The organism is Rhodococcus indonesiensis, assembly GCF_047782815.1.
GTDB lineage: Bacteria > Actinomycetota > Actinomycetes > Mycobacteriales > Mycobacteriaceae > Rhodococcus > Rhodococcus indonesiensis.
The window spans coordinates 4,033,810-4,049,668 of the sequence record NZ_CP180630.1; the positions used below are offsets into that span (position 1 = coordinate 4,033,810).

Sequence of the window (15,859 nt, forward strand, 5' to 3'; positions counted from 1 at the left end):
GGCGTCCGGTCCGGCACCCTAGGCTCGACCGGATGACGGACGTCGTGCACTCGCTGGACCCGTTCTCCGGTCGCGGCTCCTCGCCCGCGACGGTCTCGACCGACTGGGACGAGATCCGGGCGTGGTCGGACCGGGTGTACATGCCCTATCGCGTGCGGCCGAGCGGACGCCTGCTGCACCCGCGATCGAGCATGTTCTCCGCGTCGATCGGCGAGATCGTGCTCACCCGGTTCCGCTACGGAATTCCGGTGACCGTCGATCGGCTCTCGGCCGAGGCCGGCAACATCCTCGTGCTCACGACGATCCGTGGTCACGCGCGGCACCGGGTCGGAGCGGGCGCGGTGGAGGTCGATTCCGGCGCCACGTTCGTGGCCGACTGCAGCCGCATCGAGCATCGCGTCGACTTCGACGACGACCATCTGCAGCTGAATCTGACTGTGCCGCATCGGCTCATCGCCGACCTCGCCGACCGCTGGTTCGGTGTCGTCCCCGACGACCGCCTGTGGCAGCACAAGTGCGTCGTCGGGACCGAGTCGGGCTGGAACACGCTGCTCGCCTATGCGGTCCGCGCGATCCGGGCCGATCCGGTGCGGATCGCGCAGGGCCGGCCGGGCGCCCACCTGCAGGAGCTGCTCCTCGGTCACCTCGTCACCGAGTGGGCCGCCGCGGCGGGCGTCGCGCTCGACTGCGACGAACCGCCGGCCGCCCCGGCATACGTCCGGCACGCGGAGCGCTACATTCGCGAGCACGCCGCGGACCTGCCCACGGTCTCCGAGGTCGCCGCCGCCGTGGGTGTCAGCGTGCGCGCCCTGTCGGGGGCGTTCCGCCGTCATCTGGACACCACGCCGAACCGGTATCTCACCGACGTGCGATTGCGGCACATCCGCGACGAGCTCTCCACCCCGTCGGCCGAGTGCACCGTCTCGGCGGTGGCGGCCCGCTGGGGCTACGTCAACATGGGGGTCTTCGCCGCCGCCTACCGTCGCCGATTCGGCGAGAACCCGTCGCGCACGCTCGCCCGGGCCCGCGGACGCTGACTGCCGGAATCCGACGACGCGCGTGCCGATCCGAGGTGGCCCGCGTCACAACGCCGTCCGTAGCGTCCACCTCCGACGCCGGTCTGCGGCGGACCGCACACAGGAGGAACCGTGACAGACGACTTCGCGACCACGATGGACGCAGCCCTGCGAGAACTCACCCACCGCCCGACGGGCCTACCGGGTGTGGTGGCCATGCTCACCGACCGGGAGGGCGTCGTGTACGAAGGGGTGGCCGGGGAACGGGCAGCAGGCTCCGGCTCGGCGATGACGACGGACACCGTGTTCGCCGCCTTCTCCACGACCAAGGCGATCACCGGCACCGCCGCACTCCAGTGCGTCGAGGAGGGCCTGCTCGACCTCGACGCCCCCGCCGCCCGCTACGTCCCGGAAATCGGGGACCTCCAGGTTCTCGAGGGTTTCGGAGCGGACGGAGCGCCCCTGCTGCGCGCACCGAAGCGCGACGTCACCACCCGCATGCTGCTGCTCCACACAGCCGGCTTCGGGTACGACTTCTTCGACGAGAACTACCGGCGCCTGGCCGAGGAGCACGGTCAGCCCAGCGTGATCACGGGATCGAAGGCCGCGCTGACGACACCGCTGCTGTTCGATCCCGGCGAGCGGTGGATGTACGGCTCGAACATCGACTGGTGTGGTCTCGTGGTGGAAACCGTGCGGGGCCGGCGCCTCGGCGAGGTCATGCACGAGCGGATCTTCGAGCCGCTCGAGATGGACGACACGGCGTTCGCGCTCACCGACGACATGCGCGCGCGGCTGGCCGTCGTCCACCAGCGCAACGGGGACGGAGCACTCGCCCCGATGCCGGAGATGGTGCTGCCCCAGGACCCCGAGATCCACATGGGCGGCCACGGGCTCTACACCACTGTGCCGGACTACCTGAAGTTCATCCGGATGTGGCTGCGCGACGGCGCGGCCCCCGGCGGTGACCGGGTTCTCTCGCCTGCGACGGTCGCCGATGCCGTGCGCGGCGGCCTGGACGGGCAGCAGGTGACCGCGCTCCCGGGGGTCGTCCCGGCCCTGTCGAACGATGCGGAGTTCTTCCCCGGCCTGGCCAAGAACTGGGCGTACACATTCCTGGTGAACGAGGAGCCGGCGCCGACGGGCCGTCCGGCCGGCGCGCTCGGCTGGGCGGGTCTGGCGAATCTCTACTACTGGATCGACCGGGAGAACGGGCTCGGCGGCTTCTGGGCCACGCAGATCCTGCCGTTCGCGGACGCCGTCTCGTTCCAGGGCTACCTCGACTTCGAGACCGCCGCCTACCGACGTGTGGCGAGCCGGTGAGATGCGACGAGCCCCGCGTGCGGTGCACGCGGGGCTCGTTCGGCTGCTACGGGCGCGAGCCGGGTGTGTGGGATCAGAGGTACTGACCGCACACCGGCCATGCGCCGCGTCCCTGGCCGGCCAGGACGTTCTCGGCGATGGCGATCTGCTGCTCGCGGGTCGCCTGGTCGGCGGTGGGGGCGTACTGCTGGCCGCCGTAGGCGTTCCAGGTGCTCGGAGCGAACTGCAGGCCGCCGTGGTAGCCGTTGCCGTTGTTGATCGCCCAGTTGCCGCTGCTCTCGCACTGTGCGACGGCGTCCCAGTTGCCGGACGCGGCGTTCGCGGTGCCGGTGCCGAGGGCGAACGGGGTGACGGCCAGGGCCGCGGTGGCGGCGACGGTGCCGAGGGCGCGCTTGAAGGTGAAGTTAGCCATGATGCGGTTGAATTCCTCTCGCGTCTGCTGGCGAGGCACTGCGGCGGCCGACGATGTCGATCCCGCTGCCCGGATTCGGATCTGTGCCTCGTCCCTGCCCCTCGATCTGGTATCGAGTTCCGGTCCCGCGGGGCAGAGTCAGCGGCGACGGGCCGGTCTTGCTTGCCCGGTGGTATCGGGCTGATTACGACGCTAGAGAGTCATCACGGATCGGTCACGCGCTGTTTTCCGGCACGCGCGTCTCACATTCCAAGATCGGGCTGCGGCGTTTTCCCAGGTGACATCCGAGATATCGCCGTTTCGAAACCGCGTAGTTACACGGCCGTTATGTGACCAGCCTCACAGTACTATTGTGGGACGGGTCACCGATATCGCGCCGTTACGGCTGCGCGTCCTCCACCACGAAGGGCCGGCCGTCCTCGATCAGGTGGCGGAAGGGTTCGAGGTTGCGAAGCGACTCGCCTCGCGAGACCCGCCACTCCCACTCCCGCTTGATGGAGGCGAGGAAACCGAGTCCGAGAATGACGTTGAAGTCGTGGTCGGCAGCTTCGAGCACCTGGCCGAGCACCGCGTCCAGTTCGTCCGGAGTGACCGATGCCTCCGACATCCGGCCTACGAGGTAGATGTCCCCGATCTTGTCGAGGGTGTACGCCACCCCGTACAGCCGCCGATTGCGCCGGAGCAGGAACCGGTACACGCCCTCGAAGTTCTCGTCGGGCTTGCGGCACACGAACGCCTCGACCCGCAGGCCGTGGTTGCCGAGGGAGAGCAGGGTCGTCGTCTTGAGCTTGTTCTCCCCCGGGAGGTCGACGACGAAGTGCCCACCCTCCTTGCGGGAGAATTCGAGGCCGCGATCGCGCAGCGTCGCCTCGATCGTCTCGCTCAGTCGCTCGCTCACGCCCGCACCCCCGTCGTCCGCCGGATCTTCCACACTCCGCGCTGCCGTCGCAGCGGGAACTCGCCGCTCCCGAGAGAGCGGTTCCGCAGCGCACCGGCCTTACGGTAACTGGCGAGCAGCCCGTCCGCCGTGTGCTCCCACGAGAAGTTCTCCGCGTGCAGCGGCGCTGCCGCCGCCAGCACTGCCCGCCGACCCGGATCCGTGACCAGCGAGCGCAGCGCGGCCGCCCAGTCGCTCGTGCGATGCCCGTCGACGAGCAGCCCGGTCTCGCCGTCGCGCACCGCGACGCCGAGGCCGCCGACGTTCGCCGCCAGCACCGGGGTCCCGCACGCCTGCGCCTCGATCGCCACCAGGCCGAACGATTCGGAGTAGCTCGGCACCGCCACCACGTCCGACGCGCGATAGACCTGCACCAGGCGCTCGGGAGGCTGCGGGGGCAGGAACGTCACCCGGGCGGCGATCCCGAGCTCGGCGGCCAGGTCGATCAGCGAGTGCGGGCGCTCGAGCCCGGTGCCCGAGGGCCCGCCCACCACCAGCACCCGCAGGGGCACCTCCGGGTCGGCGGCCATCGCCGCCGCGGCGGCGCGCAGCAGCACGTCGGGCGCCTTGAGCGGCTGGATACGGCCGACGAACGTCACGATCGTCTCGTTCGGATCCAGTCCCAGCTCGGCACGGGCGAGTGCCCGGTCCCCCGGCCGGTAGCGGGACAGGTCCGCGCCCGGTGCCACCACGTCGATCCGCGACGGGTCGGCACCGTAGCTGCGCTCGAGCTGCGCCGCCTCGTCGACCGTGTTGGCGACGAGACGGTCGGACTCGGCGACCACCTGCTGCTCGCCGATCTGCCGGGCCGCCGGTTCGGGCACGTCACCGTCGGCGAGCGAGGCGTTCTTCACGGCGGCGAGGGTGTGGGCGGTGTGCACGAGCGGGACACCCCACCGGTCGCGGGCGAGCCAGCCCACCTGGCCGGACAGCCAGTAGTGCGAGTGCACCAGGTCGTAGTAGCCCTGCGGATGCCGGGCCTCCTCCCGCAGCACCCCGGCGGCGAAGGCGCACAACTGTGTGGGCAGGTCGTGCTTGTCGAGCCCCTCGTAGGGACCGGCGGCGACGTTGCGCACGAGCACGCCGGGTGCCGCCTCCTGCACGACGGGGTCGGCCGAGGAGGTCGCCCGGGTGAAGATCTCCACCTCCACCCCGCGGCGCGCGAGTTGCACCGCGGTCTGCAGAACGTAGACGTTCATACCGCCGGCGTCCCCCGTACCGGGCTGCGCGAGTGGCGAGGTGTGGACCGACAGGACGGCCACGCGGCGGGGACGGCTGTTCGACTTCGACGTCACTTCTCCATACTGCCCTGCCGGGCATCCCCGCCCGGTTCCGCCCCCGACCGGTTCGTCTGCGCGACGTCGCACCCGACCGGTCAGGAACCCCCGGAGCCCGTGACTGCGCGGCGCACCGCCGCGTGGAACGGGCTCCACAGGAACCAGACGCCGAACCCGCGCACCAGCGCGGCCGGGCCGTGCACTCGCACGCTGCCGTCGTCGAGCGCCTCGGTCAGCGTCCGGGTGCCGGCGAACACGCGCATCAGGGCCACCGGTTCCGCGGTCACGTAGACGTCGACGTCGAAGCCCGGATGCTTCCGGCACACCGACGGCTCGCCCCGGTCCAGGACGATCCACAACCGGATCGGGGCGGGACCGGTGTAGTCGAACTCGATCACCACCCGCTGCGGGGGCACCCGGTCCCGGTCCACCCGGCGGTGCATCCACCAGGTCAGTGTCACGGGGTCGACCTCGGCGGGCAGCGGCTCGGAGAACAACCACTTCACCGCCCACTCCCCGATCGCGACGAGGATCGGGGCGAGCTCACGACCGGCGGGGGTGAGATGGTATTCGCAGCCCCGCGCCTGCGGAACCCGTACCAGCACGCCCTTGCGCTCGAGGTGCCGCAACCGGGTGGCCAGCAGGGTGCGCGAGATGCCGGGAAGACCACGCTCGATCTCGTTGAAGCGGGTACTTCCGTAGACCATTTCGCGCAGGATCAGCGGGGTCCACCGGTCGGCGAGCACTTCGCTGCCGATCGAGACCGGACAGTACTGCCCGTACTCGCGCACACCTCCAGAGTAGGTCCAGAACGTGCACTGGGCGGCATCGATCTGCCCTCCTACCGTCGAGACATGACCACCGTAGACATCACCCAGTACCCCCGCTCCCGGCCCCGCGAGGAACTCGGTGCCGGCGCCGACGAACTCGGCCGGCGGATCGCCCCCTACTCCCGCGCCCACGACCGCGACGGCACGTTCGTCGCCGAGGCCTACGAGATCCTGCGCTCGGAGGGCCGCCTCGCCCTCGCCGTCCCCCGCGAACTCGGTGGCGACGGCGCGACCGTGCGCGACGTCGCCACCGTGCAGCGCACCCTGGCGCACCACTGTGCGGCGACCGCGCTCGCCTCGGCCATGCACCACCATGTCGTGCTCGCCGCCGCATGGCGGTACCGGCACGGTGCGCCCGGCGCCGACCGGATGCTGCGCCGCGTCGCCGAGGAGGCGATCGTGCTCGTCTCCACCGGTGGCGCCGACCAGACCCACCCCCGTGGGACCGCCCGGAAGGTGCCCGGCGGCTACCGTGTCGACGGCCGCAAGGTGTTCTGCAGCCAGGCCCCCGTCGGCGACGTGCTCGCCACCATGTTCCCGTTCGACGACCCCGACGAGGGCCGCATCGTGCTCAACATGATGATCCCGATGAGCACCGACGGGGTACGAGTCCACGACAACTGGGACTCACTGGGCATGCGCGGCACCGGCAGCCACGACGTCGAGCTGACCGACGTGTTCGTCCCGGACGCGGCCGTGGCCGCCCGCCGCCCCTACGGGGTGATCGACCCGCCGTTCCAGCTGGTGCTCAGCGTCGCCATGCCCGTGGTCGCAGCCGTGTATCTCGGGGTCGCCGAGACCGCGCACGCGCACGCAACCGCCCTCGTCGCCGGGACCCCGCGGGCGAACGACCCGACGGTGCGCCGCCAGCTCGGGGTGGCGGCCACCCGCCTGCAGGTCGCGTCGTGGGCCCTCGACGGTGCCCTCGACGTCGTCGGCGACGATCCGGTGCCGTCGATGAGCACGGTCGCCGCGGTGATGACCGCCAAGGCCGAGATCGCACGCACCGCGATCGAGGTGTGCGACCTGGCGCTCGACGTCGCCGGGGGCCGCGGCTTCTACCGGTCCAGCCCGCTCGAACAGTGCTATCGCGACGTGCGCGGGGTGAAGTTCCACCCGCTCACGCCGGAGGAGACGCTCCTGCTCGCCGGGACGCAGGCGCTCGAATCGGTGGACGCTACAGCGCTGCCGCGAAGCGCGTGACCTCGGCGGCGAACCGCTGCGGGTCCTCGACGAACGGACCGTGGTCGGTGCCCTCCCAGTACGAGGTCGTCGCGTTCGGCAGCAGTGCCGCCGCGTGCTCGGCGGCCGAGACGTCGACGACCGAGTCGGCGGTGCCGTGCAGGACGAGCACGGGGGTGTCGAGGCTGCGCAGCAGCTCGTCGTTGCTCACCGTCCGGGCGAACATCGCCGCCCGCACGCGGGGCGGGGTGCACAGGCTGGTGCCGAACAGCGCCTGCGCCGCGACACCCGTGCCCGCCCCGGTCCCGGTGAGGGCGGTGCCGAAGGCACCGAGTGCGCGGATCGCCGTCGCCGCGTCCTCGGACATCGCATCGGGGACGGCGGCGCGCATGGCCGACCCGACCTTGCCGCCCTTCTCGCCGCGCCCGATGCTGGTGATCGCGCCGACGAGCACGATCCCGGCGACGCGATCGGTGCCGTGGGTCGCGAGGTAGTCGCAGATCACCAGGCCGCCGTAGGACCAGCCGAGCAGCACCGCGCCGTGGGCGTTCTCGGCGTCGAGCACGGCCTGCACGTCCGCGGCCCACAGTTTCGACTCGTCGTATCCGGTCTCCGGGGCGCCCGAGTACCCGTGTCCGCGGAGGTCGACGGCGATCACCCGGTGGGTGCGGGCCAGCTCGTCGAGCACGGACTCGCCCCAGCACCGCGACGACTGGGCCCATCCGTGCAGCAGGACCAGGGGACGATGGGCGGGATCGCCGATGGCGCGGTAGACGATGGGGGTGCCGTCGGAACTCTCGACCTCACGGATTGTCATGCGGGTCACCCTAGCCGGGCGAGCCGCGCCACTCCCGCGGCACACGCGCACCCGACGAGCGCGGCCACCACGGCGACCGCGATGCCCGCGCTCGGCCCCGACCGGTCGATGACCTGACCGACGACGGCGGAGCCGACCGCGACACCGACCCCGAGTCCCGTGACCGTCCAGGTGATGCCCTCCGTGAGCCGGCCCGGCGGCACGATCCGCTCGGTCAGGGAGGTCGCGACGATCATGGTGGGGGCGACGGCCACCCCGGCCGCCAGGTAGAGCACGGCGAGGGCCGGCACGGTGCCGGCGAGCAGCAGCGGCCACAGCAGCACCGCGACGGCCGTCGTCGCCCCCAGCAGCTGCCGTGTCAGCGGTGCCCGCAGCCGCACCGCACCGAAGACGAGGCCGCCGAGCGCGGATCCCGTCGCGAACATCGCCAGCACCACGGTCGCGGCGCCGGGCACGCCGTGCTCGGCGGTGAACGCGACCCCGACCACGTCGACGACGCCGAAGATCGTGCCCATCGCCGTCATCGCGACCACGAGCACGACGAGCACCGGGATCCGCAGCACGCTCACACCGGGCACACCCCCGACGACCGGGCGCGCGGGCGGTTCGGTGCCGCGCTGCACGGCGAGGGCGACGGTGCCGATCACCAGCAGCACCGCCCCGAGCAACGCGCCCGCCTCGGGGAACGCGGCGACGCTCAGTCCCACCGACAGCACCGGCCCGACGATGAAGCACAGTTCGTCGATCACCGCCTCGAGCGCGAACGCGGTCCGCAGCCGGTCGGTGCCGCGGAGCAGTTCGGTCCACCGGGCCCGGACCATGGCACCGATGGTAGGCATCAGTCCCGCCGGGATCGCGCACGCGAACAGCAGCGCCTCGGGTGCCTCCCACCGCACCCCCGCCAGCATCGTGACCGTCGCGGTCGCGCTGATCCCGGCGGCGACCGGTAAGACGCGGAACTGCCCGTGCCGGTCGGCGGCCCGCGAGACCAGCGGGGTGAGCGCGGCGTAGGACAGCGCGAACACCGCGGCCACCGCTCCGCCGAGGCCGTAGTCGCCGCGGAGCTGCGAGAACATCGTCACGATGCCGATGCCGACCATCGCGATCGGCAGCCGCGCGACGAACCCCGCCAGGCAGAACGCGGCGGCACCCGGCGCGGTGAACAGTGCACGGTAGGAGCGCATTCGTGCCAGCATGCAGTACGTGAGCGTGCTGGTGTGTTTCCATGCCCATCCCGACGACGAGGTGTTCACCACCGGCGGGGTGATGCGTCTGGCCGCGGACGCGGGACATCGGGTGGTGCTGGTCGTCGCGACGGACGGCGCCGCGGGCGAGGTTCCCGACGGTCTGCTCGGGCCCGGCGAATCCCTGGCCCAGCGCCGCCGCGCCGAACTCGAGGCGTCGGCCGAGGCGCTCGGGGTCGCCCGCCTGGTTCCGCTCGGCTACGCCGATTCGGGCATGGCGGGGACGCCACGGAACTCGGACCCGGCGGCGTTCTGCAACGTCGACGTGGCGGCGGCCGCAGCGCGCCTCGCAACGGTGCTCGAGGAGGAGAGCGCCGACGTCGTCACCATCTACGACCCCAACGGCGGGTACGGGCACCCCGACCACGTGCAGGTGCACCGCGTCGGCGCCCGGGCCCAGGAGCTGACGGCGCACCCGTCGGTGTACGAGGCGGCCATGAACCGGGACCACATCCGTCGTCTGCTCGCCGCCGCCCCGGAGATGGGCCCGGATGCGGCGCCACCGGATCTGGACACCTTCGGCCTGCCCGAGACCGAGATCACCACCACGATCGACGTGTCCGCGACGATCCCCGCGAAACGGGCGGCGATGCTCGCGCACGCCTCGCAGGTGGGCGACTTCGGGCCGATGCTGGCGATGACACCGGAACAGCTCGCGAGCGCGTTCGGGCTCGAGTGGTTCCGCCGACGCGGCGCGGAGCAGGCGCTGCGGGAGCACGCCCTGCCGCTGTGACCGACCCGACCGAAGGAGCACGAATGGGCCACCACATCGAACTGAGCCGTTCCGTCGACGCCCCATCCGACCGGGTGTGGCGGGTGCTCACCTCCGTCGACTCGGCCCCGCAGGTGCTGAGCGGGGTGGACAGTGTCGAACGGCTCGCAGGCGTCGGCTACGAGGTCGGCACCCGCTGGCGCGAGACACGCAGGATGTTCGGCAGAGCGGCAACCGAGGAGATGACGGTGACGGCCGTGGAGCCCGGGCGGCACACGGTCGTCGAGGCCGAATCCGGCGGGGTGCGCTACCGCACCGAGTTCGACGTGGCCCCGGATCGGGCCGGCACGATGCTGACCGTGCGGTTCTCCGCGGACGACGACCGTCCCGGCCGGATCCGGCGGGCGCTGACTGCGCTCCTCGCTCCCCTGGGCATGCGGGTGACGCGCACGGCGCTGCGCCGGGACCTCGACGACATCGCGGCCGCGGCCCGGGCCGGGATCTGAGCGTCGTGTCGCTGTATTCGCGTTACCGCGCCACCGGCGCCGACCTGCCCTTCGGCGATCCCCTCGCGGCGCACGACGTCGCGATGGAGGGATACTTCTGGCGGTTCACCCAACCCGGAACCGGGCGGGTGGTGATCGCGCTGTGCGGCGTCAACCAGGCCGGCGACGGGTCGTGGGCGACGCTCGGCCTGGCGGCGCACCCGGGCGGATTCCTGCGGACGACGGCGTACCCGGACGGATTCGCCGACCCCCTGCGGCTCGGCGCATCGGCGGGCACGGCATTCCACGGGGAACGCGACCGGCTGCGCGTGGACCTCGGCGACGACGCCCGCCTCGACGTGCGCGTGACGGCGCCCCGGCCGTGGCCTCGTCGCCGATTCGGCGGATCCAGCATCTTCCACGCGGTTCCCGCGCTGAACCAGTACTGGCACCCGTGGCTGCTCGACGGCCGGGCCGTAGGCGAGGCCGTGCTCGGCGGCGAGACCTGGAACCTCGACGGCGCCCAGGTGTACGCGGAGAAGAACTGGGGCAGGGGCGGTTTCCCGGAGTCGTGGTGGTGGGGCCAGGCGCACGGGTTCGCGGACTCCGCCGCATGCGTCGCCTTCGCCGGCGGGCAGGTCCACGCCGGTCCCCTGCGGACCGAGGTGACGGCCGTGGTCGTCGCCCTGCCGGACGGACCTGTGATCCGGCTCGGCAACCCGGTGGTCTCCCCGGTGCGGGCACACGTCACCGACGAACGGTGGTCGCTGTTCGGCCGCGGTCCGCGGTGGACCGTCGAGATCGAGGCGACCGCCCCTCTGGGCGACGCCCACGTGCTGCCGGTCCCGCTGCCGCTCGAACGCCGCAACGTGCCCGGCTCCCTCGAGCACCTGGCGGGCTCGTTGAGCGTGACCGTCCGCGACCGCGGCACACCGGTGTGGGCGGACGAGTCCCCCCTCGCGGCACTCGAACACGGCGGTCTGGCGCGCGCCCGGGCCGAACTGGACCGTCGGGCTGCGCCGGCGGGCGCCACGGACGGTCCGCCACTGCGCAGCCGATGACCGGCGGCCCCGGATCCGCGCGCTCCCCGGTCACACGCACATGAAATTGCATGCGCGCATAGCTATTTCGTGCGCGGCTCAGCCCAGTGCCCGGCGCATCGCCCCCAGCGGATCGGAGTACAGCGAGCTCAAGGACACCACGCTCGCGGCGTGCGCCTGTACCCGGTCGCCGAATCCGGTGACTCGGACGTCGGCGCCCGACGGCGCCCCGAGCGCACGCGCGACGTGCGGTGCGGCCGCCGGGTATGCGGTGAACGCCTGGCCGCCGAGAATCACCCGGTCCGGATTGAACAGGTCACGGAGCATCGCGACGGACCGCCCCAGTATCTGCGCCCGCTCCACGAGGATCTCGTGGGCCTCGCGAGAGCCGTTGCGGGCCAGCGTGTACAGCGCGGCGATGGACGTGGCACGTGCGTCGAGCAACCCGGCCTCCCGCGCCCGGGCCAGCACCGCCCGGTCGGCGACGGTGGCCTCGAGGCAACCGCGGGCACCGCAGGCGCACGGCACCGACGATCCCGTCGGCAGGTGCGACACCGAACCCGGGCCGCCGCGTGGCGTGTGCACCCGGCCGTCGAATGCGATTGCGATACCGACTGTCTCGCGGGCGTAGAAGTACAGGGTGGCGCCCTCGACGTCGGCGGTGTCGCGGTCGGGGGTGAGCAGCAGCTCCGACGCGGCCATCGCCTCGACGTGCGCGGCGACGGAAACCGGCAGGCCCAGACCCCGGCCCACCACGGTTCCGACGGGCGCATCCGCCCAGCCGAGCCGCGGATGGTCCACGGTTCCGGTGGCCGAGTCGACGCGCCCGCCGAGCGCGACGCCTGCCCACAGCGGCGTGCGCCGATGCCAGCGCGCCGCGAAGGCCCGGGCGCTGCTGGTGATCACCCCGAGCGCCGCTTCCTGGCCGCCGCGCGGGGTGGGGATCTCCACCGCGCCGATCACGCGCCCGCGCAGATCGCTCGCGACGATGCCGGTGACGGCCGCACCGATGTGGATCCCGACGGTCAGGTAGCGCTCGTGGTCGGTCTCGAACGGCACCCGAGGCCGGCCGACGGCGCCGGGCACGGTCAGATCCGGCCGTTCCCGCAGCAGACCCGCGGCGAGCAGCGCCGACACCTGCCGGTTGACGGTGGCGATGCTCGCGCCCGTCGTCGCCGCCGCTTGGTCGCGGCAGATCGGCCCGCGCGCCGCCGCGGCGCGGAACACCGCCGCGGCGGCGCCGTCGGCGAGCTTCAGTTCGGGCGGCACGATCTGCGCGCGCGCAGTCGATCGCACACGGACGGTGGCGCCGCGGGACCGGACCCCGGGCTTCGGACGGACGGCATTGGGGTACAGAACATTCGATGTAGCTGCTGCAGACACTGCGGCTCTTCCTCGGGGGCGGGTCCGAAGACCCGGGGCGTGACGGGGAGGCGCCGATCCGCTCGACCGCGAGGGTAGCGATCCGCCGGGTGACGGCAGGAGACGAAGCGGGGCGCGAGGTGCGGTGTCAGCGACAACACAGTTCGCGCGCCAGCGGCAGCCGCGAGCCCAGCGCGGCGGTCACATAGGTGACCCGCGGAGGACGGAGACGGCGAGCTGGCATACCCCGCAACCTAGCCGCCGGGCGCCGCCGTGTCCACTCCGACCGGCGACGCGCAGGCAACGGTCCCGATCACGGTGACGAAAACCCTTACGCCGGAACAGCACCGGTGATGAGGTCGACGGTACCGACATCCGATCCACGAAAGGCAGTCCATGTCTGTCGATTTCGATACCCACACCGCACGCGTTCGCGACGTGACCGTGGTCCGCCTGGGCGGGCACATCGGTGCCCGCATCGACGGAGTCCGGCTCGGCGGCGACCTCGACGGCCCCACCGTCGAAGCGATCCGTCGCGCCCTGGCCGAGCACAAGGTGATCTTCTTCCGGGAACAGCACCACCTCGACGACGCGTCGCAGTACGCGTTCGCCGAGTTGCTCGGCACGCCGACTACCGCGCACCCGACGGTGACGTCGCGCGGGGAGCACGTGCTACCCATCGACTCCGACTACGGCAGAGCGAACAGCTGGCACACCGACGTCTCGTTCGTCGACCGCATCCCGAAGGCGTCGATCTTGCGCGCGGTGGAACTGCCCGCCTACGGCGGTTCGACCACGTGGGCGTCCGGCGTGGCGGCCTACGAGGGGCTGCCCGCGCCGCTGAAGACACTGGCCGAGAACCTGTGGGCCACCCACACCAACGTGTACGACTACGCCGCCGAGAGCGCCGAGCATCTCCGCGACGGCGCCGACGAGCGGGTCGCCGAGTACCGCGCCGAGTTCCGGTCCGAGTACTTCGCGACCGAGCATCCCGTGGTGCGCGTGCACCCCGAGACCGGAGCGCGGTCGCTGCTGCTCGGCCACTTCGTCGAGGGGTTCGTCGGGCTGAGCGGCCGGCAGTCGCAGGCGCTGTTCCGGCTGCTGCAGGACCACCAGACCCGGCTCGAGTACACCACCCGCTGGCACTGGGCCGCCGGGGACGTGGCGGTGTGGGACAACCGGGCCACGCAGCACTACGCCGTCGCCGACTACGACGGTCTGCACCGTCGGCTGCACCGCATCACCCTCGCCGGCGACGTCCCGGTGAGCGTGCACGGCGAGGCGAGCCGGTCCGTCGCCGGCGACGCGAGCGCCTACTCGATCATCGAGACGCCCCGGCCGCTCGCGTCGTAGCGGGTGCCGCGGTCGCGCGGACCCCGCGCGACCGCACCCGGGGCACCCTAGGATCGCTCGCATGACGATTTCTCCCGATTCCCGCGTCGCCGTCGTCACCGGTGCCTCCTCCGGCATCGGCGAGGCCAGCGCCCGCACCCTCGCAGCCCAGGGCTTCCACGTCGTCGTCGGCGCTCGTCGCGTCGACCGGATCGAGAAGCTCGCGGAGGAGATCGGGGGTACGGCCCTCGAGCTGGACGTCACGGACGAGGACTCGGTGACCGCGTTCACGACGGTGCTCCCGCGGGTGGACGTGCTCGTGAACAACGCGGGCGGGGCCAAGGGTATGGCCCCGGTCGCCGAGGCCGACCTCGACGACTGGCGCTGGATGTGGGAGACGAACGTCCTCGGCACCCTGCGGATGACGAAGGCCCTGCTGCCGAAGCTCGTCGACTCCGGCGACGGCCTGATCGTCACGATCACGTCGGTGGCGGCGTTCCATGCCTACGACAACGGTGCGGGCTACACCTCCGCCAAGCACGCCCAGGCGGTGCTGCACCGGACGCTGCGCGGCGAGCTGCTCGGCAAGCCGGTGCGCCTGACCGAGATCGCGCCGGGCGCGGTGGAGACCGAGTTCTCCCTCGTGCGGTTCGAAGGTGACGCCGAGCGCGCCGCCAAGGTGTACGAGGGCATCACCCCGCTCGTGGCCGAGGACATCGCCGAGATCGTCGGGTTCGTCGCGTCGCGCCCGCCGCACGTGAACCTGGACCAGATCATCGTGCAGCCGCGCGACCAGGCCAGCCCCATGCGCTTCCACCGCACCGCCGAGTAGAACCGGTGGAGATCTCGGGGGACGCCGGGCAGCACCGCCTCTCCCCGGGCCCGCTGCTCGACGGGCGGGGCCGTCTCGCCGAGGCCGGATGGGCCGGCTCCGAGGTCCGCACCTACGACCGTTCCCGGATCGCGGTGCCACGGTGGCGGATCAAGGAGTGGGACTACTACTGCGTGCTCGCCGACGGCGACGACGGTCCGTTCGGTCTCGCGCTGACCGTCGCCGACAACGGTTACCTGGGCCTGCTCGGCGTGAGCTGGCTGGACCTGACCGGCCGCACGGAGACCACCGAGAACGTGATGGTCCCGTTTCCGCTGGGACGGCTGCGGTTGCCTGCCTCCGCGGACGCTGGCGAAGTGGTCGTCGACCGGCGCGGCATCCGCCTGGAGTTCCGGCACGAGCACGGCGCCCGGCGCCTGGTCGTCCGGCATCCCGGATTTGCGGGCGGACGGGGTCTGTCGGGCGAGGTGGTGCTCACCCCGCCCGGCGACGAGCGGATGGTCGTCGCGCTCCCGTTCCCCGGCGACGATCGGGCGTTCTACTACAACCAGAAGTTCCCCGGCCTCTCCGCTGCCGGAACCGTCACGCTCGCCGGTCGTGAGCACACCTTCGACCCCGCGTCGGCATCCGGGGTGTTCGACTGGGGCCGCGGAGTGTGGACCTACGACAACACCTGGTTCTGGGCCTCCGCATCGGGACGGCACGAGGGGCGTCCCTTCGGGTTCACCGTCGGTTACGGCTTCGGCGACACCACCGCGGGCAGCGAGAACATGGTCCTGGTGGACGGCGTGGCGCACAAGCTGGACCGGGTGCAGTTCCACCTTCCGCACGGCACCTACGACGGCGCTCCGTGGCGGTTCGCGAGCAATGACGACCGGTTCGAGATGAGCTTCGAGCCGATCCTCGACCGTGCCGCCGACGTGAACGCCCTCGTCCTGCGCTCGACGCAGCATCAGGTCTTCGGCCGGTTCACCGGACGCGTCACGCTCGACGACGGTGTCCGGCTCGAGGTGCGCGACCTTCTCGGATTCGCCGAGAAGGTGCACAACCGCTGGTAG

The 15,859-nt window shown here is 72.0% G+C and carries 16 protein-coding genes; 9 read left to right on the plus strand and 7 right to left on the minus strand.

Annotation, left to right across the window (positions count from 1 at the left end; all coding sequences use genetic code 11):
• Positions 1-32 precede the first annotated feature (32 nt).
• Both ACM26Y_RS18455 and ACM26Y_RS18460 read left to right on the plus strand, forming a co-directional pair.
• The gene (locus ACM26Y_RS18455) at positions 33-1,037 is read left to right on the plus strand and encodes an AraC family transcriptional regulator (RefSeq protein ID WP_416061535.1); all 1,005 of its coding nucleotides are present in this window, start codon (positions 33-35) and stop codon (positions 1,035-1,037) included.
• A 135-nt stretch (positions 1,038-1,172) separates the two neighbouring features.
• Positions 1,173-2,339, plus strand: a complete 1,167-nt coding sequence (locus ACM26Y_RS18460) for a serine hydrolase domain-containing protein (RefSeq protein ID WP_416063706.1) — start codon at positions 1,173-1,175, stop codon at positions 2,337-2,339.
• A gap of 73 nt (positions 2,340-2,412) precedes the next feature.
• On the opposite strand, the gene ACM26Y_RS18465 is transcribed toward ACM26Y_RS18460, so the two are convergent.
• From ACM26Y_RS18465 to ACM26Y_RS18480, 4 genes are all read right to left on the minus strand, one after another.
• The gene (locus ACM26Y_RS18465; protein WP_003937534.1) at positions 2,413-2,751 is read right to left on the minus strand and encodes a transglycosylase family protein; all 339 of its coding nucleotides are present in this window, start codon (positions 2,749-2,751) and stop codon (positions 2,413-2,415) included.
• A gap of 379 nt (positions 2,752-3,130) precedes the next feature.
• The gene (locus ACM26Y_RS18470; protein ID WP_026138013.1) at positions 3,131-3,649 is read right to left on the minus strand and encodes a YbjN domain-containing protein; all 519 of its coding nucleotides are present in this window, start codon (positions 3,647-3,649) and stop codon (positions 3,131-3,133) included.
• The gene (gene mshA, locus ACM26Y_RS18475; protein ID WP_003937532.1) at positions 3,646-4,983 is read right to left on the minus strand and encodes a D-inositol-3-phosphate glycosyltransferase; all 1,338 of its coding nucleotides are present in this window, start codon (positions 4,981-4,983) and stop codon (positions 3,646-3,648) included. The genes ACM26Y_RS18470 and mshA overlap by 4 nt, the downstream gene beginning before the upstream one ends.
• Positions 4,984-5,063: 80 nt before the next feature.
• Positions 5,064-5,756 (minus strand): winged helix-turn-helix transcriptional regulator, encoded by a 693-nt coding sequence (locus tag ACM26Y_RS18480; RefSeq protein WP_054373328.1) that lies wholly within the window; start codon positions 5,754-5,756, stop codon positions 5,064-5,066.
• 63 nt (positions 5,757-5,819) lie between these two features.
• Here ACM26Y_RS18480 and ACM26Y_RS18485 point away from each other — a divergent pair, with 63 nt between their 5' ends.
• Complete coding sequence (locus ACM26Y_RS18485) at positions 5,820-6,998, plus strand: acyl-CoA dehydrogenase family protein (RefSeq protein ID WP_416061536.1); 1,179 nt, start codon at positions 5,820-5,822, stop codon at positions 6,996-6,998.
• Here the strand turns inward: ACM26Y_RS18485 and ACM26Y_RS18490 are convergent.
• Both ACM26Y_RS18490 and ACM26Y_RS18495 read right to left on the minus strand, forming a co-directional pair.
• A complete protein-coding gene (locus ACM26Y_RS18490) occupies positions 6,973-7,794 on the minus strand; it encodes an alpha/beta fold hydrolase (RefSeq protein WP_040782980.1) in 822 nt (273 codons plus the stop codon). The genes ACM26Y_RS18485 and ACM26Y_RS18490 overlap by 26 nt on opposite strands.
• A 5-nt stretch (positions 7,795-7,799) precedes the next feature.
• A complete protein-coding gene (locus ACM26Y_RS18495; RefSeq protein ID WP_416061537.1) occupies positions 7,800-8,990 on the minus strand; it encodes an MFS transporter in 1,191 nt (396 codons plus the stop codon).
• Here ACM26Y_RS18495 and ACM26Y_RS18500 point away from each other — a divergent pair.
• From ACM26Y_RS18500 to ACM26Y_RS18510, 3 genes are read left to right on the plus strand one after another with little or no spacing between them, the layout of a single operon-like run.
• Positions 8,989-9,771, plus strand: coding sequence for a PIG-L family deacetylase (locus ACM26Y_RS18500; protein WP_416061538.1), 783 nt, complete (start codon positions 8,989-8,991; stop codon positions 9,769-9,771). The genes ACM26Y_RS18495 and ACM26Y_RS18500 overlap by 2 nt on opposite strands.
• Positions 9,772-9,794: 23 nt before the next feature.
• Complete coding sequence (locus tag ACM26Y_RS18505; RefSeq protein ID WP_416061539.1) at positions 9,795-10,256, plus strand: SRPBCC family protein; 462 nt, start codon at positions 9,795-9,797, stop codon at positions 10,254-10,256.
• Positions 10,257-10,261: 5 nt separating this feature from the next.
• The gene (locus ACM26Y_RS18510; RefSeq protein ID WP_416061540.1) at positions 10,262-11,296 is read left to right on the plus strand and encodes a tocopherol cyclase family protein; all 1,035 of its coding nucleotides are present in this window, start codon (positions 10,262-10,264) and stop codon (positions 11,294-11,296) included.
• A gap of 78 nt (positions 11,297-11,374) precedes the next feature.
• Here ACM26Y_RS18510 and ACM26Y_RS18515 read toward each other — a convergent pair whose 3' ends face one another.
• A complete protein-coding gene (locus tag ACM26Y_RS18515) occupies positions 11,375-12,571 on the minus strand; it encodes an ROK family protein (RefSeq protein WP_416061541.1) in 1,197 nt (398 codons plus the stop codon).
• Between the two features lie 462 nt (positions 12,572-13,033).
• Between ACM26Y_RS18515 and ACM26Y_RS18520 the strand changes: the two genes are divergently transcribed.
• From ACM26Y_RS18520 to ACM26Y_RS18530, 3 genes are all read left to right on the plus strand, one after another.
• Positions 13,034-13,990, plus strand: coding sequence for a TauD/TfdA dioxygenase family protein (locus ACM26Y_RS18520; RefSeq protein ID WP_289377829.1), 957 nt, complete (start codon positions 13,034-13,036; stop codon positions 13,988-13,990).
• 61 nt (positions 13,991-14,051) lie between these two features.
• On the plus strand, positions 14,052-14,801 hold the full coding sequence (locus ACM26Y_RS18525; RefSeq protein WP_003937523.1) for an SDR family NAD(P)-dependent oxidoreductase: 750 nt from the start codon (positions 14,052-14,054) through the stop codon (positions 14,799-14,801).
• Between the two features lie 5 nt (positions 14,802-14,806).
• The gene (locus ACM26Y_RS18530; protein WP_416061542.1) at positions 14,807-15,859 is read left to right on the plus strand and encodes a DUF2804 domain-containing protein; all 1,053 of its coding nucleotides are present in this window, start codon (positions 14,807-14,809) and stop codon (positions 15,857-15,859) included.

Coding starts and splice junctions, on each gene's coding strand:
- ACM26Y_RS18460 (WP_416063706.1), top strand. CDS start 1,173: ATGGACGCAGCCCTGCGAGAACTCACCCACCGCCCGACGGGCCTACCG.
- ACM26Y_RS18455 (WP_416061535.1), top strand. CDS start 33: ATGACGGACGTCGTGCACTCGCTGGACCCGTTCTCCGGTCGCGGCTCC.
- ACM26Y_RS18520 (WP_289377829.1), top strand. CDS start 13,034: ATGTCTGTCGATTTCGATACCCACACCGCACGCGTTCGCGACGTGACC.
- ACM26Y_RS18465 (WP_003937534.1), bottom strand. CDS start 2,751: ATGGCTAACTTCACCTTCAAGCGCGCCCTCGGCACCGTCGCCGCCACC.
- ACM26Y_RS18525 (WP_003937523.1), top strand. CDS start 14,052: ATGACGATTTCTCCCGATTCCCGCGTCGCCGTCGTCACCGGTGCCTCC.
- ACM26Y_RS18495 (WP_416061537.1), bottom strand. CDS start 8,990: ATGCTGGCACGAATGCGCTCCTACCGTGCACTGTTCACCGCGCCGGGT.
- ACM26Y_RS18500 (WP_416061538.1), top strand. CDS start 8,989: ATGCAGTACGTGAGCGTGCTGGTGTGTTTCCATGCCCATCCCGACGAC.
- ACM26Y_RS18490 (WP_040782980.1), bottom strand. CDS start 7,794: ATGACAATCCGTGAGGTCGAGAGTTCCGACGGCACCCCCATCGTCTAC.
- ACM26Y_RS18505 (WP_416061539.1), top strand. CDS start 9,795: ATGGGCCACCACATCGAACTGAGCCGTTCCGTCGACGCCCCATCCGAC.
- ACM26Y_RS18485 (WP_416061536.1), top strand. CDS start 5,820: ATGACCACCGTAGACATCACCCAGTACCCCCGCTCCCGGCCCCGCGAG.